Here is a 23,107-nt window from a genome sequence, read left to right as displayed (position 1 = left end):
CCGACTTGACCGCGCCCGACACCGCTGGGCGACGACACCGAACCACGACATGGAAGGAAAAAGGTAACCCTATGCCGTTGCTCGATCCGAAACCGGGAATGCTCCGTCCCCACACGACTTCGGGGCCGTCGGTCGACAGGGTTGCCGACAGCCGGGCGTCCGGCACCCCGGACGTTCTCCGGGACGCCCTCGCCGCTCGACTGGGCGAGCACAAAGTGCTGCACAAGATCTCGGACCTGGTGAGATACGCGTCGGACGCGAGCCCGTACCGGCTGATTCCGCGCGTCGTCGTCATCGCCGAAACCGTCGACGACGTGGCAGCCGTGCTGCGATTCGCCCGCGAGAACCGCCGTCACGTCGTCTTCCGCGCTGCGGGCACATCCCTCAACGGTCAGGCTCAGGGGGACGACATCCTGGTGGACGTACGCCGCGACTGGACCGGAGTAGAGGTCCTCGACGGCGGCGACAGGGCCCGGATACGGCCGGGGACCACGGTGGGCCGGGCCAACATCACGCTCTCCCGGCACGGCCGGCTCATGGGCCCCGACCCGGCCAGCTCCAGCGCGTGCACCGTCGGCGGCGTCGTGGCCAACAACGCTTCCGGGATGACCGCCGGCACCACCCGCAACTCCTACCGGCTGCTCTCGTCCCTGACCGTGGTGCTGCCCTCGGGGACGGTCGTGGACACCGCGGCCCCGGACGCCGAGGCGCGTTTTCGGGCGGCGGAGCCGGAACTGTGCGCGACCCTGCTCGCGCTGAAGGGCGAGATCGAGCGGGACAGCGCGCTCGTGGCGCGCATCCGCGCCAAGTACGAGCTGAAGAACACCAGCGGCTACCGGCTGGACGCGTTCCTCGACGGCTCCGACGCGGTGGGAATCCTCAGGGGCCTCATGGTCGGCTCGCAAGGCACCCTCGGCTTCATCGCCGAAACCGTCTTCCACACCGTTCCGCTGGACAAGAAGACCTGCACGGCGCTCCTGTTCTTCCCCGATCTGCCCGCCGCCGCAGCCGCCGTGCCGCTTTTCAACCACGCCGGAGCCCGTGCCGTGGAACTGATGGACGGCAACACACTGCGCGCCTGCGCCGAAGTCCACGGAGTACCGGACGACTGGCGGAACCTGCCGCAGGACACCGCCGCACTGCTGGTCGAGTTCCGTGCCGCCTCGGAAGAGGATCACCTCGCCGACCAGCGCGCTGCCGCAAGCGTCGTCGCGGGGCTGCACCTGGTGGCGCCGGTGCCCTCGGTGACCAACAGCTTCGTGACCGACCCCCGCCTGGTGCACACCTACTGGCACGCCCGCGAGGCGTTCATGACGGCCGTGGGAAAGGCCCGGCCCACGGGCACGACGCTGATCACCGAGGACTTCGCCGTCCCGCCCTCGCGCCTGGCCGAGGCGTGCGAGGCGCTGTCGGAGATGCAGCAGCGCTACGGCTACGCCGCCGCGGTGGCCGGCCACGCCGCCCACGGCAACCTGCACTTCCTGCTCGCCTTCGACGCCGCACGGCCCGACGACGTCGAGCGCTACGCGGCATTCATGGACGAGTTCTGCGGCATGGTGATCGACCGGTTCGACGGCTCCCTCAAGGCGGAACACGCTACCGGCCGGAACATGACCCCGTTCCTGGAGGCGGAATGGGGCACTCTGGCCACGGAGATCATGTGGCGGGTCAAGCAGGCGTTCGACCCGCACGGTGTGCTCGCTCCGGGGGTCGTACTGAACCGTGACCCCGGGGCGCACCTCCAGCACCTCAAGACCATCCCCACCATCGAGGCCATCGCCGACCCCTGCATCGAATGCGGCTTCTGCGAGCCGGTGTGCCCCAGCCGTGATCTGACGACGACGCCCCGGCAACGCATCGTGCTCCGCCGCGAGATGATGCGCCAGCCGGCCCAATCGCCCGTCGCGGAGAGTCTGCTGGAGTCGTACGGCTATGACGCCGTGGACACCTGCGCGGGCGACTCGACCTGCAAAATCGCCTGCCCGGTGGGGATCGACACCGGAGCGATGATGAAGCAGTTCCGGCACCGGCGGCACGGCCCTCTCGCCGAACGGAACGCCGAACGGGTCGCCGAACACTTCGGCGCCGTGGAGTCGTCCGTGCGCGTGGCCCTCGGCGCCGCGGAGCACGTCGACGACCGGCTCCTGCACGGTGCCACCTCCCTCGCCCGCAAGGTGGTCACATCCGATCTGGTGCCGGAGTGGATCAACGCGATACCCGGGCCCGCTCCCGCGCACCTGCCCCGGACACGACGGGAAGGCGCCGCAGCCGTCTACTTCGTCGCCTGCGTCAACCGCATCTTCGCGGGACCCGAGGGCGGGGAGGAGCTCCCGCTGCCGGAGGCCGTCGTCAGGCTCTCCGAACGGGCGGGGCGGCCCCTCTGGGTTCCCCCGGACCTCGCCGGCTCCTGCTGCGCGACGATCTGGCACTCCAAGGGATACGACGACGGCAACGCCTTCATGGCCAACCAGACCGTCGAGCAGGCCTGGGAGTGGACGGACGGCGGCAGGCTTCCCCTCGTCGTCGACGCCTCCTCCTGCACCCTGGGCATCGGGCACGAGATCGTCCCCTACCTGACGCCGGAGAACAAGCGCAGACACGAGCAACTCGACGTGGTCGACTCCCTGGTGTGGGCCGCCGGCGAGCTGCTGCCCCACCTCACCGCGTCGCAGAAGGTCGACAGCGCGGTCATCCACCCCACGTGTTCGATGAGGCACCTCGGCGACGTGGAGCAGCTGGACGAGCTCGCGAAGTTCGTCGCCCACGAGGTGAGCGTCCCCGTGTACGCGGAGTGCTGCGGCTTCGCCGGGGACCGCGGCATGCTCCACAAGGAGCTGACCGAGTCGGCCACCGCCCACGAGGCAAAAGAGGTCCTGGCGGGCAGTTACGACGCCTACCTTTCGGCGAACCGCACCTGCGAGATCGGCATGGAGCACGTCACGGGCCGTCCGTACCAGTCGGTCCTGCTGCTCCTCGAACGCGTCACCCGGCCCGTCTGACCCTCTCACCCGATCCGGGCCACCCTTCCGAAGAGCCAGTACATGGAGAGTTCATGCGTATCGCCAACCTGTCCGGACGACTGATCCTCGTCTCGCACGACCGGGCCGTGGACGTGCACGAAGCCAGTGGCCACCGGTTCTCACCCGAGCCCCAGGCGATCTACGAACGCTGGGACGAGCTCCGGACGTGGGCCGCGGGTGCGGACCTCGGCACGGGAACCCCCTTCGACCCCGCCGATCTCGGCGCTCCGGCTCCGGCACCGCGCCAGCTGCTCGCCATCGGTCTCAACTACCGCGAGCACGTCGCCGAGGCCGGATACAGCACGCCCGAAGGCATGCCCCCCGTCTTCACCAAGTTCACCAGCAGCATCACCGGCCCGGTCACCGACGTGGTGCTGCCGGAGGGAGGCAACACGGACTGGGAGGTGGAACTGGTCGTCGTCATCGGCCGTCATGCCCGGCACGTGCGGGCGGCGGACGCATGGGGCCACGTGGCCGGACTGACGATCGGTCAGGACCTGTCCGAACGCGTTCTGCAAATGAGCGGGCCCGCGCCGCAGTTCAGCCTGGCGAAGTCCTACCCGGGCTTCTCGCCCATGGGCCCCTGCCTGGTCACCCCCGACGAGTTCACCGACCCCGACAGCCTCGACCTCACCTGCAGCATCAACGGCGAGCGGGTGCAGCACGGCTCCACGCGGCAGCTCATCTTCCCCGTGCCGGCTCTCGTCGCGAAGCTGTCGGCAGTCCTGCCCCTGGCGCCCGGGGACGTCATCTACACCGGTACGCCGTCGGGCGTCGGACTCGGCCGTACGCCCCAGCGGTGGCTGAAGGCGGGCGACGAACTCGTCAGCTCGATACACGGAATCGGCGAGCTGCGGCAGCGGCTGCTGGCCGCCTGATCCGACCTTCGCGGACGCCCTACCGCGCAAAGCCGCGTCCCCGCTGATGTTCACCCACGTTCGAAGAGGTTCACAGGCTCATGTTCCCTCGCATTCTCGTTGCCGTCGATTCCACTCCGGCACGCCACACCTCCGTCACCATGGTCGGCGAGCTGGCCCGACTCACCGGGGCCACGGTCAGTGTTCTGCACGTGGTGGCGACCGCGGCGGAACTCGCTGCCGTGGTCCCGCTGGAGTCCGACTCGGAAGCCGGGGCCGTCCTCGACGAAGCCGTCTCCGCGCTGCGGGACATGGGGGTCTCCGCCGAAGGCACCCTCGCCAACGCCCTGACGACCGAGGTCTCCGCCGCCATCTCGTCCGCCGCTGCCGAGTTCCAGGCCGATCTGCTGGTCCTCAGCCCTCATCGGCACGGACTGTTCGCGGCGCTGTTCAACCCTCGCGTCAGTGACGCAGTCGTCCACGGCAGCCGTATCCCCGTGCTCCTGACTCCCCGGGACGGCGGGAAGGGCCGGAGTTGAGAGGCACTGCGGGCGCGGGCGACGCACCGTGTCCGCTCGACGGTCCCCTCGTGCCTGCCGGTCGCGGCACGCACTCACGCCGTGGGTGCCCACGAGCTGTTCAGCAACCGGACGCACTCCAGGGAGCGTTCGCCCGTCATCTGGACCCCCCGCTCTTTCGGGGCACACCCGTCCCGACTCGACGTGTGAGGAAAGAGGCGGATTCCCCGAGCGAACGGGATCACGGTGCACGGGGGTCCGGTGCGGGTCTCCGACCCGGACCGGCCGCCACACGGTCGTGTCGACCGGAGCGGACGGAATCGGGAATCCCGCATCACTCGCGTCGCGTGGCACCACCGCCCACTTCGGCGGCAGCGCCGACTCCACCAACATCGATCCGGACCAGCTCACTCTGCGGACCACAGCGCGGCAATGGAAGCGCGCCTGGTGCCCAGTCATGTCATTCACCTCGAAGAAGGGACAACCTGATGGATCGGCTCAGCGGGGAACGGACCGCGGCGGCATCGGACGCGTTCGATCCGGACGCCTTTCTCGTCGTTCCGGCGAGGACGTTCGAGGATCTCCGGGTGGGTGAGGTCTTCCGTGCCCCCAGCCGCACCCTGACGGACGCTCACGCCGCCGCGTTCCAGACGGTCTCCGCGGACAATCATCCGGTGCACTACGACGCGGAGTGGGCTCGTCGGCACGGGCATGCCGCACCGGTGGTCCACGGATTGCAGGTGCTCGCCTTCACCGCTCCCGGCGCCACGCTCTTCCCACATTTCATCGGTGAGGCCTTCATCGCCTTCCTGGAGCTGTCCTGCACCTTCCTGGAGGAGGTGCACTCGGGGGACACGCTGTATCCGGCGCTCACCATCACCGGACTCGAGCACAAGGGCGACGACGGGGTCGTCATCACCGCGGCGACCATTCACAACCAGCGAGGCGAACTCGTGCTCTCGGGACGGCACACGTACCTGCTCCGGCGTCAGCCTTCCGGGGAAGAGCCCGCGCGCCCCTGACGCCGGTCGACGGCGGCGTACGTGCTGACGGTGTGCGGGGGAGGAGCACCCTGCTTCCCCGCCCGCCCCATGACGTGGCCCGAGCCCTGCCCACGAAGGAGTGGCGGGTCCCGGGCCGTGCGCCCGCACCGGCACCACCCGGGCCTACGACGTGGGCCGAGGGGACGGCTCCGTCGTGACGGCGGCTGTGGCCACCGGCTGCAGGAGCCGCTTCGGACGCAGCAGCGCCCGGCTGACCGCATCCGCAGGGTCCGGATCCAGCCCGGGCCCCGGCAGCATCTCGACATCCGCGGGGTGCACGGCCCTCCCGCACGCGGGACATTCGCCGTACGGTCCGAGCTCGGTGCCGCAGTCGGCGTGCCGGAAAATGCGCATGGGCAGCACGTCGTAGTTCTCGCGTCCCCACGTCGACAGGCCGCGCAGAACCGGCCACAGGGCGATGCCGCGTTCCGTGACGACGTATTCGTCACGGGGCGGGGACTCCTGATACCGGCGCTTGTCGAGGAGGCCCTCCGCCGTGAGCGACTGGAGGCGGTTGGCAAGGACAGCGCGAGGGACGCCGAGGTGGACGAGGAAGTCGTTGTAGCGCCGGACGCCGTAGAGGGCGTCCCGCACCACCAGAAGCGTCCATCGCTCGCCCACGACCTCCAGCGCCCGGGCGATCGAGCACTCCTGGTCCGCGTAGTCCCTACCCAATGCCATGTCTCCACTGTAACCAACGCAACGCCAGTCGGTTCAATGATTGAACCTGTGGTGTTAACCTCACTTCGAAGTTCAGTGAATGAACTTACGCGCGTACGCGCCGCGTCATCGCGGCCCGGGAGGGACGGACAGCTCATGAACGGCACCGATGCCGGCACCCAGGAGAAAGCGGCCGACGGCTACGCCCTCGCCGTCGAGCGGGCCAGCGGCAGACGCCACCCCGACGCGCGCCGGCGCCCGGGCATCACCCTCGCCGTGACCAGTGCCGCCACCGCGGTTGCCCTGATGACCTACACCGCGCCGATGGTGACCCTCTCGGAGACGGCGTCCGACCTGCGCACTCCGCTCTCCGCCCAGGCGTGGCTGCTGAACGGCGCCCCGCTGGGCCTGGCCGCTCTGCTGCTGGTCGGAGGCAGCCTCGCCGACGACTTCGGTCGCCGCCGGATCTTCGTCTCCGGCACGTTCGCTCTCGGCCTGGCGACGGCTCTGGGCGCGCTCGCCCCGTCGACCGCGCTGTTCACCCTGGCGCGCATCGCGCAGGGAGCCGCCAGCGCCGCGCTCCTGGCGAGCAGTCTGGGACTGATCGTCCACGCCTACTCCACCCCGCAGGGCAGAATCCGTGCCACCGGTGTGTGGGGAGCATTCGTCAGCGGCGGTATCGCCGTGGGGCCGCTTGTCGCCGGTTCGATGCCCTCCTGGCGCCTCGCGTACGTGGTGCTGGGTGTCGCCGCGCTCGTCGTGGCGGGATGCGGGCTGCGGGGGCTCTCGGAGTCGCGCTCTCCGCGCCCCGGGCGGACCGACGTCGTCGGCGCCCTGGCCTTCGCTGCCGCGCTGGTGGCACTGGTGGCGGCGCTGACTCTGGGCCGGGACGGCTGGGTACGGACCCCCGTCGTCCTTCTGCTGGCCGGAGCGGTTCTGCTGACGGCCGTGTTCGCCCTGGTGGAACGGCGGGTGACGACACCGATGATCGATCTGGCGCTGCTGCGTCGACCACTCTTCCTGGCTTCGTCCGTCGGCGGACTGTTCACCGGCCTCGCGGTGATAGGCCTGTTCAGCTTCCTGCCCACGCTGCTCCAGCAGGCGCTGGGACTGTCGGCGATCAGTACGGCCTGGCTGTTCCTGCTCTGGTCGGGCATGTCCTTCGTGGTCGCGCTCCTGGCGCGCCACCTCGGCGGACGCCTCTCGCACCGCCACCAGATGGTCGTCGGCTTCGTTCTGCACGCGGCCGGAACGCTGGGGATGCTGGGCGCGGTGGGCTCCGGTTCCTGGACGCGCCTGTTGCCGGGCCTGCTGGTGGCAGGGGTGGGCAGCGGCCTGCTCAATGCCGCGCTGCCGCTGTTGGCGGTCGACTCGGTGCCGGTGGCCCGCGCGGCCATGGGTTCGGGGGCGCAGCAGTCCTTCCGCTATCTCGGGTCGTGCGCCGGCGTGGCGCTGACGATCGCGCTCACCGCGTCGGCCCACGACATGGCCGGGGGAGCGAACGAGGCGATGGTGGTGTCGGCAGGTCTGGCACTGGTGGCCGCGCTGGGCATGGCTCTGCTCCGGGAGCGGGGAAGGGCGGCGTCGAACTGAGGCCGACGGGCCGTCCCGTGGCCGAGCAGGGCTCCGCCCTCCTCCACGGGGCGGCCTTTCGGGCCGGCGACCCGCATGCCGCCGCAGGTGAGGCTCACCCGTCAGCCCGGCCAGGCAGCCAACCGCCGTCCCCAGCCCGGCGGGCGCCACCACGCCGTGCGCGCTCACGGGAACGGTCCGCGGTGTCCCTGGTTCTCGTCTCCACTCCCGTCCGGCGGGTCAGCCGCCGGATCACGCCCGGCTGTTCGTCACGCGGGCGTCGACGGGCCGGAGCGCGCCGCGTTCTCCGACGCGGACGGCCGGGACGAGGGCCCCTCGGTCGGGAGTGCTTCGAGGAGTTCGACTGCCAGCACCGCCAGGAGGCCGGCAGCTCGGTGGGCCACGAGTCGACCGCCGGCCGATCGACCGAAGGCGTCGTCGCTGGCGAACCCGACAAGGAACCTGGAGGCCAGAGCCGCGACGCCTGCTCGTCCGGATACGTGCGTCCCCGTCAGGCGGTGCAGTTGTCCTCTGTGGACGCCGAGGTAGGAACACGGTATCCGGAAGAGCCGCAACGCCCTCTCGCCGGGGATGGCCCGTGGCGGCTGGGTACCGACGAAAAGCACATCACCGGCTTTCATGGTGATGAGCGGGTTGCGTGGCGCCGGCACCACGCCGTCGGCGATGCACACGGCCACGTACAGGTTTCCCCCGCGATGCCGCACCGGTCCGGGCAGAACTGTTCGGTGCGCGGAATCGATACCGGAGATCCGGGGGCGTCGGGTCTCCGGCCTGCCCGAGAAAGTCGAGCCGATCATGCCATTCTCCAGTGGTGCTGTTCGTTGTCCGGCGCATGGGTGATGCGCACCAGGAGCGTGTGTGAGGCCGCTGTCTCCGCGTTCGTGAAGGGATGACTCAGAGGTCGTGGAAGCCGTGCGCACCGTCAACTCCGGCGCCGGAGAAGGCGATGGGGGCGGTGGAAGGAAATCCGTTCCGTACTCGTTCCACGACGATCCGGAAGATTCTCAGGCTGTTCTCGTGGAGCTCGAAAAAACATCGGCCATCGAACGGCCACGGCCACACGAGTACGGCTGGTCCGGTGGTGTCGCACGGCGACCGGAGAACAGGCGGATCGCATCCTGATGCGAGACGAGGTCCACTCGCTCCTGCGGAAGATTATTCGCCGAGGAAGTCTGCCTGGAATCCTACTCCGACTCCGGCCAGGAGTGTCAGCGCACCTCTTGGCCCTTTCGCCCTCGGCAGGTTGGCGTACACCGTGACGCAAGGCTGCCCCGCAATCCGGCACGCACCAGGGATGACGGGACAGCCCTTCTGTGCGGCCCCCCCCCTCGCCGGCGTTCCCTCAGAAGCAAGGGCAGATGCGCCGAGCGACAAGGAGCCGCGCGTTCGGCTTTCTATGGTGACGACTGGAAGACCACGTACCCGCTTCTCAGGAGACCACCATGAGTCATCCGCTCACACGGGCCCAGTCCGATGTCACTGCTTTCGTGAGTATCTCGGAGGACCGGCGCGTGCCTCTGCCCAGTCGACTTCGTTACGAACCGACGGACCCTTATGCCGTCCGCCTGTCCTTGGGAGTGCCGACGCTCGGACCGGTCGTCTGGGTCTTCGCGCGCGAGTTGCTGTCCGAGGGATTGCGTCGGCCCAGCGGCATGGGAGACGTGATGGTCTTTCCCCGGCACCGCTGCCTTCCGGACACCATGCGCATAGTCCTGCGGTCCCGCGAGGGCGCCGCCATGGTGGAAATTCCGGCATCAGCGGTAGCGCGTTTCCTGAAAGACTCCTATGAGCTGGTGCCTCCGGGTGCCGAAGGCGCGTACATGGACGTCGACAGCGGAATCGCGCAGCTCACGGGTCGCAGCAACTGAGTGGTTCCGGTCGGGCCGGGAGGCCGCCGCACCGGTCAGGACAGGTAGTGCTCCACCTGGGAGGCCGGTCGTACCCGAGTCTCGTCCGGGTCCTCGCCGGCAGCGGCGCGTGCACGACGCTGCCTCAGGAGATCCCCACACCGGTCGAGTTCCGCCTCCAGGTCCGACAGACGGGCGTGCTCGAACGACTGATCGATCAGACCGGCCTTCAGCCCTTCGCGCAGTGCCTTCTCCTCGCCGATCATCGTAGTGATACGGCCGAGGATCTCGGTTTCGTGATCAGTGCTCGCCTGACGTTCCGATATCGGTTCTGCCTTTCGACGGGTGATTTCCTGCGGTTCTCCGAGCTTGCCCCGTCCTCGGCCCGGCACGGCGTACCTATTCGCTCCAAGGCAAGATCTGTGCACTGCCCGGCAGGTTGTCGCGCAGGTCCTTGCTCACGGCGGACCAAAGACGATGTCCGCCCTCGACGAGGGGAGCTTCCCGCCCTGCGAGCCCTCCGCCCCCTCCGCATATGGCAGGAGAACCAGAAACGACGAGTCCGGAAAGCCGCGTTCGAGATGCGGCCGCCGGACCTCCGGCACCGGCGAAGCGCCGCTCGAACCGCGACCATTCTTCCGGCCGGATCCGACGGATACCCCCCCGGCACCACCTGCACCCCTCAACCACGCCTCGCCCCGGGACGTGCCAGATCTCCGGCGCGGCAGGATACCGCCCGGCTTCTCGTGCCGCTCAGCGCACGAGTGTGTGCCGAGACCGCACGGTAGGTCTGTTCGTGCCGCAGCGGTGGATTCCGTGCCTTTTCATGGGAAGCGCAGAGGTCAGGTTTCGGAAAGGGCATGCAGATGGCCACGTTGACGGTCTGGAAATTCGACGCGCCGGAGAGCGCGTCGCAGGTGGAGAGGACACTCCTCGGTCTGCAGAAGCAGGAACTGATCACGGTGGTGGACGCCGCCACGGTGAGTTGGCCCGTGGATGCGAGGAAGCCCAGAACCAAGCAGCTCACCGACCTGGTCGGGGCGGGCGCCTTGTCCGGATCCTTCTGGGGCCTTCTTTTCGGTCTGATCTTCCTGGTGCCGCTTCTCGGCGTCGTCATCGGGGCGGCCGCGGGCGCTCTTGGTGGCAAGCTGAGTGACGTCGGCATCGACGACGACTTCATCGAATCCGTGAAGTCGCAGGTGACTCCCGGCACTTCCGCGCTCTTTCTGCTGACGCGGGACGAGGTGCTCGATCGGGTGAGGGAGAGCCTGCCCCCGGAGCACGCCGAGCTGATCCGCTCGAATCTCGACCGGGAGCAGGAAGCCAGGCTGCGTGAGGTGTTCGAAGACTGACCGGCTTTCAGGAACCTGAAGGCCCCGGGGCGCGAAGACCGCCACGGCTTCCGCCTCGGCCGTGCCGCCTCCGTCATTCCCGTGAGCATGGCAGGTGGGGCGCTCACGGACAGAGCCCGGGCGCGAAGAGGCAAGTCCCTTGCTGATGCGTTCAGTACGTTTGCAGGCATACCCGCGGCATGCGCCTGGGGCGTGTGTCGAAAGTGGCGACGTCCGCCCATGGGCCGGACAAGCAGGACTTTCAGAACTCCTCAAAAAGGACCCGGTGCCGAAAAGGCCTGGGGTCGCGGGGCCGGGGCGTGCCCCCCATCGGCACGCCCCGTCACGGGGACCAGGTCCGCTTCCGGTTGCTCCGACGGGAGATCCGGATGGTGCCGGACCATCGGCCGGCTCCGGGTCCCCGTGCTTCGACCGGACTCGCTGAACCGAGTTCGTCGAACCGGTCGCACTGAACCGATTTCACAAAGAGAAATGAGACCCGTCATGTCGCGTACACAGAAGCCGACCGTCGTTCTGGTGCACGGTGCCTTCGCGGACGCATCCAGCTACTCCGCTGTCATCCCTGAGTTGCTCAAGAGGGGGCTGAAGGTCGTCGCCCCGGCTGTCCCCAATCGCAGTCTGATCGGGGACGCCGCGTACGTCGCCTCGGTGGTCCGCCAGATCGACGGCCCGGTGGTGCTGGTAGGCCACTCCTACGGTGGTGCGGTGATCACGGTGGCCGGCGTGGAGGAGAACGTCGAGGCGCTGGTCTACCTGTCGGGTTACGCGCTGGAGGTCGGCGAGAGCCTGGGCGAACTGCAGGGCCGGTTCCCGGATTCGGACCTGGCGGCAGCCCTGGTGTACAAGCCGTTCCCCGTCGAGGGTTCCGACACTCCGGGTACGGACGTGTCGGTGGAGACCGACAAGTTCCCGGCGATCTTCGCGGCGGACGTGGACCCGGAGCTCGCGAAGGTCCTGGCTGTCTCGCAGCGACCGCTGGCCGCACAGGCTTTCGCGGACGTCGCTCCGGCCGCGGCGTGGAAGACGAAGCCGTCCTTCGGCCTGGTGTCGTCCTCCGACCACACGATCAACCCCGATGTGGAGCGCTTCGGCTACGAGCGCGCCGGCATGACCACCATCGAGGTCGACTCCTCGCACCTGGTCATGCTCGCGCACCCCAAGAAGGTCGTCGCCTTCATCGAGGAAGCCATCGACGCCACCTCCGAGTAAGGGTTTTCCCGCAATTCCGCGGAACTCCGTCGGCATATTCCGGCACGGTCCGAGGGCCCTGCCCCCGGCTCGCCCGCGGCCATCGCGGGCGAGCCGTCCCGAGTAGAAGGACAACGATGAATTCACCGATCTCGCGTCGCACCATGACTCTGTCCGCGGTGGCCGGCGCGGCCGCCCTCGGCGCCACCGGCGTCGCGCACGCGGCTCCACGGGATACGCCGGCCGCCGCCAAGGAGCCCGCGCGCGGGAAGCGGCTCCCCACCATCGTGCTGGTGCACGGCGCCTTCGTCGACGCTTCCAGCTGGACCCCCGTGGTGCAGCGGCTGCAGCGGCTGGGCCACCGTGTCGTGGTTCCGCCGAATCCCCTGCGCAGCGTGTCCGGTGACGCCGCCTACGTGCGCAGCGTCCTGGACGGCATCGAGGGCCCGGTCCTGCTGGCCGGCCACTCCTACGGCGGTTCCGTCATCAGCCGTGCGGCGGTCGGCTCCGCCCAGGTCAAGGGGTTGGTCTATGTCGCGGCCTTCGTCCCGGACGTCGGCGAGAGCGCTGCCGCGCTGAGCGACAAGTTCCCGGGCAGTTCGCTCGCCGCGACCACGGTGGTCCAGAAGTACCCGCTGCCCGGTGGCGGTGTCGGCGACGAGCTCGTCATCGCACAGGACCTCTTCCCTCTGCAGTTCGCGGCCGGAGTCGACGAGGCGACCGCCCGGACGATGGCCGTCGGACAGCGCCCGATCACCGTGTCGGCCCTGAACGAGCCGGCCACCGCTGCGGCCTGGAAGACGCTGCCCGTGTGGTACCTCATCGCCACCGAGGACCGGAACATCCCGCCGAAGGCGCAGCGCTGGATGGCCGCGCGCGCCAAGGCGCACACGGTCACCGTGCAGGCACCGCACGCGGCCGCGGCCAGTGCCCCGCGTGCCGTCGCCGATCTGCTCGACGAGGCGGCGCGCGCCGTCGCCGCCGGGCACTGACCACGCACCGCCGGACCGCGGAGCGCGGCCGGTTCCGTGACGACGGCGCCCTTGTCGGGCTCTCCCGTGCCGGCCACGTCGGCGGTAAACCCCCTCTCGTGCCACTCGCCGGGCGGCCCGGCTCGCCGCCCCCATCGACGCCATCAGGAGGCGAACCATGACCACCACCGCGGACCAGGCGCTCGGCAGTCAGCCGAAACTGCACCAGAAGGGCTCTCTGATACAGGAGTTCGGGACGGTCAGGCAGTATCCGATCGGCCTGTCCTACGACGCCCGGATGTTCTCCTGCCAGCGGCTCAACAAGTGCCTGGCGGACACCTCGATCCTGTACGGCCTCTACAAGAAGAGTCACTGGCTGATGCGGGGTGCGACCTTCCACCAGCTTCACCTGCTGCTGGACAAGCACGCCGGAGAACAGCTCGAACTGATCGACACCCTCGCCGAGCGCGTGCAGTCGCTGGGGGGTGTCGCGGTGGGCGACCCCCGGCACGTCGCCGAGATCTCGTCGATCCCGCGGCCCCCGGACGGTGTCGAGGAGGTACCGGCGATGCTCTCCCGTCTGTTGGAGGCGCACGAGACGATCCTCATCGAGGCTCATGACGCTGCCGCCCGCGTCAACGGGACGGGCGACGACGGCACCAACGACGTGCTGGTGTCGCAGATCATCCGGACCGGCGAACTCCAGGTGTGGTTCCTCGCCGAGCACCTGGTCGACACCCCTCTGGTGCGCGTCTGACCGGACGCGGAGACCTGCGGCATACCGGTCGGCCGTCGTCGGCCGACCGGTATCGGCGTGCCCAGCACAGAGTCGTGCCCAGCACAGAGATGTGCCCAGCACAGAGTCTTCCGGTGAGCTGCAGAGAGTAGATCGCGCGTTCGTGTGAGGTGCGGGCCCGTGGAACTCGGCAGGGTGTCCGTAGACCCTCGCCGAGAGCGGAAACGCGGCGTCGCCTGGAACGGGAGAGAGCTGATGGAAGCCGGTTGCACCACTGAGTCCGTGCCGGGACACAGAAGATCGGTCCACTTGCGAGATGCCTTGTCGCGGGTGTTCCCCGCGACGGACATTTCCGTCCCCCGCCAGGAATGCCGGGGGTCCCTGAGGATGTCCCGGCTGGGGCCGGTACAGGCCGTCACCATGCAGGGAGTCACCACGCAGGACGACTCCGTGCGGGTATGCCGGCTCGCTCAGCCGACGGCCTCGCAGCGTGACGAGGCTCTGCTGGTCGTCATCCCGGTCCAGGGGGCCGTCGCTGTCGACCAGGGTCACGGAGTCATCCGGGTGAGCCCCGGCGCCACCGTCTTCTGCGACCTGTCCCGTCCGATGCGTATCGACTTCTCCGGGTCCTTCCACGCGACGTGCCTCATCGTGCCGAAGTGGCTCGTGAGTCTGACGGAAGACGAATTGCGTCGGCTGACGGCGAAGCCCATCCACGCGGACACGCCGTCAGGTTCGCTGTTGCTGCCTCTGCTGACCCAACTGGCGAACACCGCACCGGCTCTGTCCTCGGGTACCGGCGAGGCACTCGTGAGCAATGTCGTCGACCTCATCTCCGTACTGGCCGGTGAGTGGCTGCGTGAGGCGACGGACGAAACACCCGAGGCCGCACGCCAGTTGTTGTCTCGAATCCAGGAGTACATCGATCAGCACCTGGGCGATCCGGACCTGTCTCCGGAGGCCATCGCCCAGGCGCACCACATCTCCGTGCGCTACCTCCACAAGCTGTTCCAGTACGAGGACATGACGGTCAGCCGATGGGTCCGACGCCGTCGCCTGCACGCGTGCCGCCGCGAACTCGCCCGCCGCACCCGCACGAGCCAGACCATCGCCGCGGTGGCCCGCGGATGGGGGTTCACCAGCTCTGCCCACTTCAGCCGTGCGTTCCGGACGACCTACGGCATGTCCCCGGCCGAGTGGCGGGGCTTGGTCCGTCAGAAGCCCGGAGCGCGGGTGTCCCGTCCTGCGACCGGGAAGGCCGGGACCGTCGTCGGACCGGTGCCACGTGAACCGGGGCTCCACCCGGCCGAGGTCCTTGGCGGCGGGCTCGTGGAGCGGCCAGGGGGTGTCCGGCGACAGTGAGGGCCGCTCCGGTCAGCACGATATTCGGACGTTTTTTCCCTTGCACGCTGATGCATTGCACACTGTGACCGTCTCCATTCTTCGATCGGCAGGCGGGCCATGTACAAAGACCGGGATCGTAGGAGCCGACGTCTGGGGCTGACGAGCTTCACCGTCGCCGCGAGCAGTCTGCTCGCCCTGCTGATCGGTGTGGGCTTCGCCGTCCTGCTCTGGGCCGTCGCCGACTCCAACAGCGCTACTTCGGACCGACGCGCCTCCCGGGCCGAACTCGTCGAAGCCGGCGTCATGGAACAACTGCTCGTCGACCTGGAGACGGGGCAACGCGGTTACATCATCACCGAGCGTGAGGACTTCCTCGCTCCGTGGGTGGCGGCGCGCAAGGCGCTGCCGGAGGAGACGAGACGGTTCACCGAGGGCGCCACCTCCCCGGAGCAGCGGCGTGCCGCCGAGCGGATCGCACGAGGGGTGCAGGCCTTCCTCGACGGCTATTCGATCCCGCTGGTCGAGATGGTTCAACGCGGCGACTCCCACGCCGTCGACCCGAAGCAGACGGCCCAGGGCAAGGACGACGTCGATGAACTGCGGGCGCAGTTCGACACCTATGTCAAGGATGAGCGCAAGAAGCTGGCGGCGCGTGAGGACACCGCCGCGGCCAACAGCCGTCGGGCCGTGCTCGCCGCCGCGCTGGGGCTCGCGGCATCGACGGTGGTCGTGGCAGTCTTCACGGTGCTCCAGCACCGCGCGGTGGTGAGGCCGGTGCGTGGTGCCGCAGCGGCGGCGCGGGAACTGGCGAGCGGTGACCTGACCGTGCGGGTCGCTCCCAGCAAGGTGGCGGAGATCGGGACGCTGGGCAGCTCCTTCAACAGCATGGCGGCCTCCCTCCAGGAGAGCCGCCGCCGCATCATGGAGAACACCGAGGCCGTGCACCGCCGTACGGCCCGGGATCTGCACGACGGGGCACAGCAGCGTCTGGTGAGCCTGATGATCGGGCTGCGCCTGGCGAGGGAGCTTCTTCCGGACACGGAGGCGTCCGCGGCCGAACTCCTGGACCGGTCGATCGACAACGCGCAGACCGCCATCGACGAGCTGAGGGAACTCGCCTCGGGGATCTACCCCTTGGTGCTGACGGCCAAGGGCCTGGTCGCGGCCGTGAGAGACCTGGCGCACCGGTGCCCGGTGCTCACAGTCGTCGAGAGCGAGGACGAGCGCAGGATCTCCACGACGGTCGAGGCGAACGCGTACTTCGTCGTCGCAGAGGCCGTGACCAACGCGGTCAAGCACGCCCGGGCGTCCCGGATAGACGTCTTCATAGCCTTCGGCGACATGCTGCGGATCGACGTCTCGGACGACGGCATCGGCGGCGTCGACTCGGCCACCCCCGGCAGCGGGATGGCCGGGCTGGCGGACCGGGTGGCCGCCTTCGACGGCAAGCTGACCATCGACTCCCCGTCCGGTGGCGGCAGCACCTTGCAGATCAGGATTCCCCTCCCTGACTGAGTTCCGACCGAGTCCGGACCGAGTCCGGACTCGGTCCGGTGTCTCCGTGCCGCGCCGGGGGTCGGGCCGTGCGGGACCGGGCGGTGTCGGGACCTCCCCGGAGCCCGCCCCACGCCGCCGCCCGGGGGGACGGTCCGGACCGTCTGCGGAGCGGGCGGCGCCGGTGGTACAGCGGGTGCGGGTCGCAGCGCGTGCTGTACCGGGTCGAAGCGCTCACGACTGTGGGGTTCTCCCCACAGTTTCCCCGGGGTGCGCCCCCGTGCACGTCTCAGGTGTCCTTGACAGCCAACGGGCCTGGAGATGGCCGAGTCTTGGGTCACGACCGAGGACACCGACCGTGCCGCCAGACCGATGGCGAAGAACAAGGCTGCCGCTGGTCACCGGCCCGGCGGCAGCTCGCCGACGGAGACGCTCCGGACTCGGCGCCGCCCGGCCGCACGGCTCATGTACCACTGGAGACTGCCATGATCCTGGCCACTGACATCCTGCCGACGACGACCGGTGCCGCGGACCGGGCTCCCGCGACGACCGGGCGTCCGCACCGTCCGGTGGGGGAGCGACTCCGCGAGTCGGTGCTGAGGCTCGTGCACAACGACGAGGGCGGGGTGCGGTGGGTCGAGGGCTGCGCCGGTTCCGGGAAATCCCACGCTCTGGCCCGCGCCGCCGAGGAAGCCAGGCTGGCCGGGGCCCTCGTGCTGTACGGAAAGGGTGTCGCCGGCCCTGGGGTGCCGCCCCTGACACCCCTGCTGGAGGCCCTCGCTCACACGCACGCGGCCGGGAACAGTGGGTCCGACGCCCCGCACCCGGCGATCCGGCGGGCCGAAGACTGTCTCCGGGACTTCGCAGGCGGACAGCCGGTCGTCTTCGTCCTCGACGACGTGGAGTACTGCGACGGCCTGACCCTGCTCGCCGTGCGCACCCTCACCGAGCGGCTCGCCGGGCTGCCGTTGCTGTGGCTCCTGGCCGCGCGGACCTCGCACGACGTACCGGCCGTCACGTCGCTCCGCCACGACCTGCTCACCGGTGGGGCCACGACCGTCGAACTGCGCCCTCTTCTCCCCGGAGCCGTGGACGCGCTGGTGGGGGAGCTGCTGGGGCCGCGGGCCGAGACGGCACAGCCGTACCTTCCGCTGCTGGGGGGCCTGCCGGGAGCTGTCCGCCATCTGTGCGCCCTGCTCAGGGCAGGGTCCGGCCCGGAACGGGACGACGACGCCGCGCCGGACCGGGTGGCCGGAGCTGTCATCGCCCGAAGGCTGGAGCAGTTGACGACCAGCGCGAAGGATCTCGTGCTGATCGCTTCCGCCCTCGACGACGGCACCGGCGTGGGCGTCCGGCATCTGTGCGGCATGCTCGGCCGCGACGAAGCCCTGTTGCTCCCCCCGCTGCGAGAGGTGCTGGCGACCCAGCTGATGCGAGCGGACCGGGGACATCTCAGCTTCTCGCACCCCCTCGTGCGCGAGACAGTGAGGGCCACGCTGCCCACGCCCGTCAGGCACTCCGTCTGCCGACGCTCGATAGGCCTGCGGCTGGCGGAGGGAGCTCCGGCGGCGTCCCTGGCGGCCGGCATCGCCGAGGTCGCCGAGACAGGTGACGAGCAGGCCATGCGCATCCTCCGGGCCGCGGCCCTGGAGGTGGCGCCCTTCGCGCCGGCCGTCGCCGCGACCCACCTGCGCAGCGCGATGCACCTGAGCCGCGCCGCACCTCGCCGACGGCTGCGGCTGGCGGCGCAACTGGTGCCGGTGCTGCGGGAGACCGGAGAGACCGACGAAGCGCTCGCCCTGGCCCGCGACATCCTCCAGACACCGCCCGACCCGGTCACTCACGCGCGGGTGTGCCTCGAAGCGGTTCGCACGGGTGGTCCCTTCCCGGTGCCCGAGGCCGAAGCCCACGTGCGCAGGGCTCTCCACCACCCCGACGTTCCTCAGCCGGTGAAGGACCAGCTCGTGACGGTGACCTCGCTGAGAGGTCTGTTGACCGGCGGGTCCGACGGGGGGCTGGACGCCACCGGACCCGCCCGCCGGACATCACCTGGGTCCACGCACCCGGTGAGCGCCCTCACGCGCCGGACACTGCGGTCGATGAACGCCGGTCGGCGGCACCGGTGGGAGGAAGCCCTCGGGCACAGCGAGGCGGTGCCGCCGATGATCGCCGAACTGGACCCGTCGTACGGGCCCGAGCTGCCGGAAGCGGTTCTGTCGATGGCCTGGCGGGCGACGCTCCTGGGACTGACCGGAGCGGGCCGCGCCGCTGCGGAACTGGTGGACGGCGGTCTGGCGGACTCCGAAAGGAGGGGCCGGCAGGCACGCCTTTCCTTGTGGCGGACCGCCCGCGCCCGGCTTCTGCTGGACGCGGGCAAGCTGTCGGACGCCGCCCGGGAACTCATGGCGGCCGGGACCGGGCCGCGCTCTCCGGGTGTCCTCGCGGCGGGGGAGACGGTCCGGGTGTGCACACGGGCCCGAGTCGCTCTCCATACCGGCGACAGCGCCGTCATGGACGAGTGTGCGGACGTCGCGGACGGCTACCTCACGAGTAACGACCCGCAGCTCCGGCGAGCCGGCGCGTGGATCCGCCTCTTGGCCGCGGACTACAGGTCCGAGACTCTCGCCCCCCACCACCTCCGCGCGGCTGCCGCCCACCTGCGCTCCGGCTTCGTCCACGCCAGCTGCATCGACGCGGGGGACGTGGTCCTGCTGACGGAGGCGGCCCTCGCCGCCGGGCAGCGGGAGGTGGCCGTCGACGCGGTGGATTTCTCCGTGGAGCGTGCCAGGCTCAATCCCGGACTGCCGCTCTGCGCCGCCGCGGCAGCACATGCGCGAGGCGTCCTCACACGCGGTGCCGACCTGCTCGTCGAGGCAGCGGAGCTCCACGGCGAGGCACGCCCCCTGCTGCGGGCGCGTGCGCTGGAGAGCGCGGCGGAGTGCGCCGCTCCGGACGGCGCGCGTACCGCCCCGTCCCTCGCCGGGGAGGCGCTCCGCCTCTACGACGACTGCGCCGCCGCACACGACGGGCGACGCGTGCGCGCCAGGATCAGCGAGCTCGCCGCCCGGCCACTGGCCGCCGCGCGCACCCCGGCCGTGGCGGACACCCCCTGGCGCGGGCTGACGAGATCGGAACTGGGCGTCGTACGACTGGTCGCCCACGGTGCCACCAACCGGGAGGCGGCCCAGCGGCTCTTCGTCTCCCCGCACACCGTGAACACCCATCTGCGCCACGCCTACGAGAAACTGGGCGTGCGCTCCCGAGCCCAACTGGCTCGCCTGTACGCGCGGGAAGTCGACGGCGGTACCTCCGCCCGACCCCTTCCGGCCACCGACGCCCGGCCCCGATGACGTGTGGCGCCCGGCCGGCACGCACGCTCGCCGCGTTGTCCGGATCACTCCGCCGCATCCAGGATCGGGCGGCCCCCGCCGTGCGGTCGCACGCACCGGACGCCGCCCGGCCCGGCCCCCGGCCGAACGACGGCAGTTCGACGGCGCACCCTAGGATGAGTGCATGAGGCAACCACTGCGAGCGGTGCTGGGGGAAGACCAGCCGATCATGCGCGAAGGCATCGCCACGATCCTGCGCAAGGCGGGTATCGATCTGGTCGCGGCCGTCGACAACGCCGTGGACCTGGTGCACGTTGCCGACACGTACCTCCCCGACGTGGTGATCACCGACATCCGGATGCCGCCGAACCTCCAGGCGGACGGCCTGGAAGCCGTTCTGAAGATCCGTGCCGATCGGCCGGAGACCCCGGTCATCGTCCTGTCCCAGTTCCTCGACGCGTCCTACGCGCTCGATCTGGTGGGAGACGACCCCAGAGGAGTCGGCTACCTCCTGAAGGAGAAGGTGGCCAGCCCCCAGATCATCATCGACGCGGTCGAGCGGGTCGTGGCCCGGGACTCGGCACTCGACCCGGACGTGATCTCGGCCCTTCTGGGGCGCAAGCGTCCGCACGACCCGCTGGCCGCGCTGACACCGAAGGAGCACCAGGTCCTGGCGCTGATGGCCGAAGGCCATTCCAACACGGGTATAGCCGAGCAGCTCGTCGTGACCGTCGCGGCCGTGGAGCGGCACGTGACCGGCATCTTTCTGAAACTGGGTCTGAGCCAGGGAGCTTCGGGGCACCGGCGGGTGCTGGCCGTACTGCGTTATCTCGGGCAGTAGTCCACCGGAGAGCGTGCCGGGGGGCCGAGACGGCGGAGAGCGCGGAACGGAGCAGGTGTCAGTGTGCCGAGCGAGCGAACAGTCCCGGCAGATCGGCGTCGAACAGCATGTCCTTCGTGACGAAGGCTTCGATTCCCGCGCTCACCAGTTCCTCCCGCGGCAGGTACAGCTTGTCGGTGGAGGTGAGTACCACGCGGGGCCGGTCGCCCTCGTCGGTCAGCTGCCGAGCCACGCTGATCCCGTCGACGTCGGGCAGGTGGAGATCGAGCAGCAGGCCGCAGGGGCGATGGGCCCGCACCGCGGCCAAGGCCGAGGCGCCGTCACCGGCTTCCGCCACGACACGAAGACCCCGCGACACCAGCAGTCTGGCGGCCATGTCGCGAAAGCCGGGGTCGTCGTCGGCCACGACGATGTCGATGCACATGACCCCAGCATGCGTACCACGGCGGCAGCCGCACCATAGGGGGTTCCCTACAGTTTGTGCACCTTCCTGCGGGACGGTCCCTCCGGACGGCAGATCACCCCGGCCGACCCCGCGGACCGGCCGAAGACGACCGGCTCGCAGACGGCCCGGGGAAAGCCCGGCCTTGATCGTGTCACGAGCTCATGGCGCCGGACCATCGTCGTCGCCTACCGTGTTGTCGCCCTTTGAGCGGTGGTGCGAGTGCCGGGGGCTGGGCCGGGGCTGGGCCGTGGGTGTGGCTGCCGCGTGCTCGGGCTCGTCCGCGGAACGGCGACGGCGGACTGCTCGTACGAGCGCGTCACGGAATGCCGGTGCTCGGACGGGGCGGTTACTGATCAATATGCGTACGCCGTGGGGAAAGGGCATGCGTGAGCACAGCGAAAAGAGAGAGATCGGCTTTCGGCAGTGCCTTGCGGGACATGCGGCTGGCTGCCGCGCTGACCATCGAGGGTCTCGCCGAGGCGTCCGGTGTGAGCGTGCGCGCCATCGGTGATCTGGAGCGAGGACTGCGTACGGCTCCGCAAGGGCGCACGGTGGTCGCGCTCGCGGAGGGGCTGGGTCTGACCCGGCCCGACCGGGAGCGTCTGCTGGGAGCCGCTCGTTCCGGGCGCAGCGAGGGGTACAGCCCGGTCGGGGTGCAGGTGCCGCCCAGCGCCATGAACGACTTCGTCGGTCGTGACCGGGAACTCGCCGGGCTCGCCGAGCTGGGGGAACAGGTCGCCGGAAGTGCCCGTTCGGCGGTGGTGGCGATGTCCGGGGCCCCCGGGGTCGGCAAGACGGCCCTCGCACTGCAGTCGGCCCGCCACCTTGCCCGGTACTTCCCGGACGGCCAACTGGTAGTGCGGTTGCGCGGCCTGGACAGGGACGCGCCGGAGCCGACCGAGATCATGCAGGCTGTGCTCCGAGCGCTTCGGGTGAGCGACCGGGACTTGCTGAAAGCCGGTCCGGAGGGCTGTCCCGAACTCTACTGGCAGGTGCTGGCGGAGCGACGCCTGCTTCTGGTGCTGGACGATGCCCGCGACGAGGCGCAGGTACGCCCGCTGCTACCCGGTTCCGGCGGAGGCATGGTGGTCGTGACCAGCCGTCGCATGCTCACCGGGCTGGAGAGTGTGCGACGCCTCCCGCTGGGGGAGCTCGACGCACGCGAGGCCGCCGCGATGCTGATCACGATGATTGGCGCGGAGCGGGCGGCGGCGGATCCCGGCGCCCTGGAGAGGATCGTTCGGTACTGCGGGTTTCTGCCGCTCGCCCTCAGAGCTGCGGGCGACCGCCTCACTCGCCCGGGGTTGTCGCTGAGCAGGTTCGCCGACCGACTCGCCCCCGAGGAGCGACGCCTGGGCGCTCTGACCGCGGGGGACGGAGGGGTCGCGGCTGCCTTCGGGCTCTCCTACCGCCGGCTCACTCCCACCGCCGCTCGCCTGTTCAGACACCTTGCGCTGGTTTCCGGACGCGACATCGATCCCGTATGTGCCGCCCACCTGGCCGGGCAGCATCCGTTCGAGGCCGAGAACACCCTGGAGGAACTGGTGGAAGCGGGTCTGCTGGGTGTGGAAGGCGATCGCTACCGGCTCTCCGACCTGCTACGGCTCTACGCTGGTTCGCTGTTGACCGCGGAGGAGAGATCGAAGGACGCCGACGGCGCCGGTACCGCCCCGCGTGATCGGCTCCGGCGGACGGCTGTTGTCGACGGCCGCTGACACGGCAGGCACGCGGTCGTCCATGTCCCCGCAGGAACCGCACGTCAGGTGGTGTACGTGAGGGCCGTGATCCGGCAGACTCTCCTGGTACGACCCTTCCCGGGGTCCCGCGCCTCTGTCGGCGCCCCGCGGTTGCTTCTCAGCACCGTGGTGA

The 23,107-nt window shown here is 69.9% G+C and carries 18 protein-coding genes; 15 read left to right on the top strand and 3 right to left on the bottom strand.

Annotated features, from left to right (window positions below; all coding sequences use genetic code 11):
• The first annotated feature begins 71 nt into the window (after positions 1–71).
• The 4 genes from ACFZAX_RS01930 to ACFZAX_RS01915 all read left to right on the top strand — a co-directional run bounded on the left by ACFZAX_RS01930 (position 72) and on the right by ACFZAX_RS01915 (position 5,417).
• Positions 72–2,999: an FAD-linked oxidase C-terminal domain-containing protein gene (locus tag ACFZAX_RS01930; RefSeq protein WP_390958096.1), complete on the top strand. Its 2,928-nt coding sequence runs from the start codon at positions 72–74 to the stop codon at positions 2,997–2,999.
• Positions 3,000–3,052: 53 nt separating this feature from the next.
• Positions 3,053–3,898 (top strand): fumarylacetoacetate hydrolase family protein, encoded by an 846-nt coding sequence (locus tag ACFZAX_RS01925; protein WP_390958094.1) that lies wholly within the window; start codon positions 3,053–3,055, stop codon positions 3,896–3,898.
• Between the two features lie 80 nt (positions 3,899–3,978).
• Positions 3,979–4,416: a universal stress protein gene (locus ACFZAX_RS01920; protein ID WP_390958092.1), complete on the top strand. Its 438-nt coding sequence runs from the start codon at positions 3,979–3,981 to the stop codon at positions 4,414–4,416.
• 467 nt (positions 4,417–4,883) lie between these two features.
• Positions 4,884–5,417 carry a MaoC/PaaZ C-terminal domain-containing protein gene (locus ACFZAX_RS01915; protein WP_390958090.1) on the top strand — a complete coding sequence of 178 codons (534 nt, stop codon included), beginning with the start codon at positions 4,884–4,886 and terminating at the stop codon, positions 5,415–5,417.
• 144 nt (positions 5,418–5,561) lie between these two features.
• On the opposite strand, the gene ACFZAX_RS01910 is transcribed toward ACFZAX_RS01915, so the two are convergent.
• Complete coding sequence (locus ACFZAX_RS01910) at positions 5,562–6,119, bottom strand: winged helix-turn-helix transcriptional regulator (RefSeq protein WP_390958088.1); 558 nt, start codon at positions 6,117–6,119, stop codon at positions 5,562–5,564.
• Positions 6,120–6,254: 135 nt separating this feature from the next.
• Here ACFZAX_RS01910 and ACFZAX_RS01905 point away from each other — a divergent pair, with 135 nt between their 5' ends.
• Both ACFZAX_RS01905 and ACFZAX_RS01900 read left to right on the top strand, forming a co-directional pair.
• The gene (locus ACFZAX_RS01905; RefSeq protein ID WP_390958087.1) at positions 6,255–7,691 is read left to right on the top strand and encodes an MFS transporter; all 1,437 of its coding nucleotides are present in this window, start codon (positions 6,255–6,257) and stop codon (positions 7,689–7,691) included.
• A gap of 1,442 nt (positions 7,692–9,133) precedes the next feature.
• Positions 9,134–9,559 carry an SsgA family sporulation/cell division regulator gene (locus tag ACFZAX_RS01900; protein WP_390958085.1) on the top strand — a complete coding sequence of 142 codons (426 nt, stop codon included), beginning with the start codon at positions 9,134–9,136 and terminating at the stop codon, positions 9,557–9,559.
• 35 nt (positions 9,560–9,594) lie between these two features.
• Here the strand turns inward: ACFZAX_RS01900 and ACFZAX_RS01895 are convergent, their stop codons facing one another.
• Positions 9,595–9,864: a DUF2630 family protein gene (locus ACFZAX_RS01895; protein WP_390958400.1), complete on the bottom strand. Its 270-nt coding sequence runs from the start codon at positions 9,862–9,864 to the stop codon at positions 9,595–9,597.
• A 534-nt stretch (positions 9,865–10,398) separates the two neighbouring features.
• On the opposite strand from ACFZAX_RS01895, the gene ACFZAX_RS01890 reads away from it, so the two are divergent.
• The 8 genes from ACFZAX_RS01890 to ACFZAX_RS01855 all read left to right on the top strand — a co-directional run bounded on the left by ACFZAX_RS01890 (position 10,399) and on the right by ACFZAX_RS01855 (position 20,793).
• Positions 10,399–10,890, top strand: a complete 492-nt coding sequence (locus tag ACFZAX_RS01890; RefSeq protein ID WP_390958083.1) for a DUF1269 domain-containing protein — start codon at positions 10,399–10,401, stop codon at positions 10,888–10,890.
• A 483-nt stretch (positions 10,891–11,373) separates the two neighbouring features.
• On the top strand, positions 11,374–12,099 hold the full coding sequence (locus tag ACFZAX_RS01885) for an alpha/beta fold hydrolase (protein WP_390958081.1): 726 nt from the start codon (positions 11,374–11,376) through the stop codon (positions 12,097–12,099).
• Between the two features lie 143 nt (positions 12,100–12,242).
• Complete coding sequence (locus ACFZAX_RS01880) at positions 12,243–13,070, top strand: alpha/beta fold hydrolase (protein ID WP_390958079.1); 828 nt, start codon at positions 12,243–12,245, stop codon at positions 13,068–13,070.
• Between the two features lie 157 nt (positions 13,071–13,227).
• Positions 13,228–13,806 (top strand): ferritin-like domain-containing protein, encoded by a 579-nt coding sequence (locus tag ACFZAX_RS01875; RefSeq protein WP_390958077.1) that lies wholly within the window; start codon positions 13,228–13,230, stop codon positions 13,804–13,806.
• Between the two features lie 234 nt (positions 13,807–14,040).
• Positions 14,041–15,147: a helix-turn-helix domain-containing protein gene (locus tag ACFZAX_RS01870; protein WP_390958075.1), complete on the top strand. Its 1,107-nt coding sequence runs from the start codon at positions 14,041–14,043 to the stop codon at positions 15,145–15,147.
• Between the two features lie 99 nt (positions 15,148–15,246).
• Positions 15,247–16,644 carry a CHASE3 domain-containing protein gene (locus ACFZAX_RS01865; protein ID WP_390958073.1) on the top strand — a complete coding sequence of 466 codons (1,398 nt, stop codon included), beginning with the start codon at positions 15,247–15,249 and terminating at the stop codon, positions 16,642–16,644.
• 464 nt (positions 16,645–17,108) lie between these two features.
• Positions 17,109–19,973, top strand: coding sequence for a LuxR C-terminal-related transcriptional regulator (locus ACFZAX_RS01860; RefSeq protein ID WP_390958071.1), 2,865 nt, complete (start codon positions 17,109–17,111; stop codon positions 19,971–19,973).
• Between the two features lie 175 nt (positions 19,974–20,148).
• Entirely contained in the window at positions 20,149–20,793 is a 645-nt protein-coding gene (locus ACFZAX_RS01855) for a response regulator (RefSeq protein WP_390958399.1), read from the top strand.
• Positions 20,794–20,851: 58 nt separating this feature from the next.
• Here ACFZAX_RS01855 and ACFZAX_RS01850 read toward each other — a convergent pair whose 3' ends face one another.
• Positions 20,852–21,217 (bottom strand): response regulator, encoded by a 366-nt coding sequence (locus ACFZAX_RS01850; RefSeq protein WP_390958069.1) that lies wholly within the window; start codon positions 21,215–21,217, stop codon positions 20,852–20,854.
• A gap of 407 nt (positions 21,218–21,624) precedes the next feature.
• Between ACFZAX_RS01850 and ACFZAX_RS01845 the strand changes: the two genes are divergently transcribed.
• Complete coding sequence (locus ACFZAX_RS01845; protein WP_390958067.1) at positions 21,625–22,953, top strand: helix-turn-helix domain-containing protein; 1,329 nt, start codon at positions 21,625–21,627, stop codon at positions 22,951–22,953.
• The last annotated feature ends 154 nt before the right edge of the window (positions 22,954–23,107 follow it).

The organism is Streptomyces sp. NPDC008125 (assembly GCF_042957125.1).
Taxonomy (GTDB): domain Bacteria; phylum Actinomycetota; class Actinomycetes; order Streptomycetales; family Streptomycetaceae; genus Streptomyces.
Note: the sequence above shows the minus strand (reverse complement) of the source record. Positions and strands in the feature narration are given on the sequence as shown.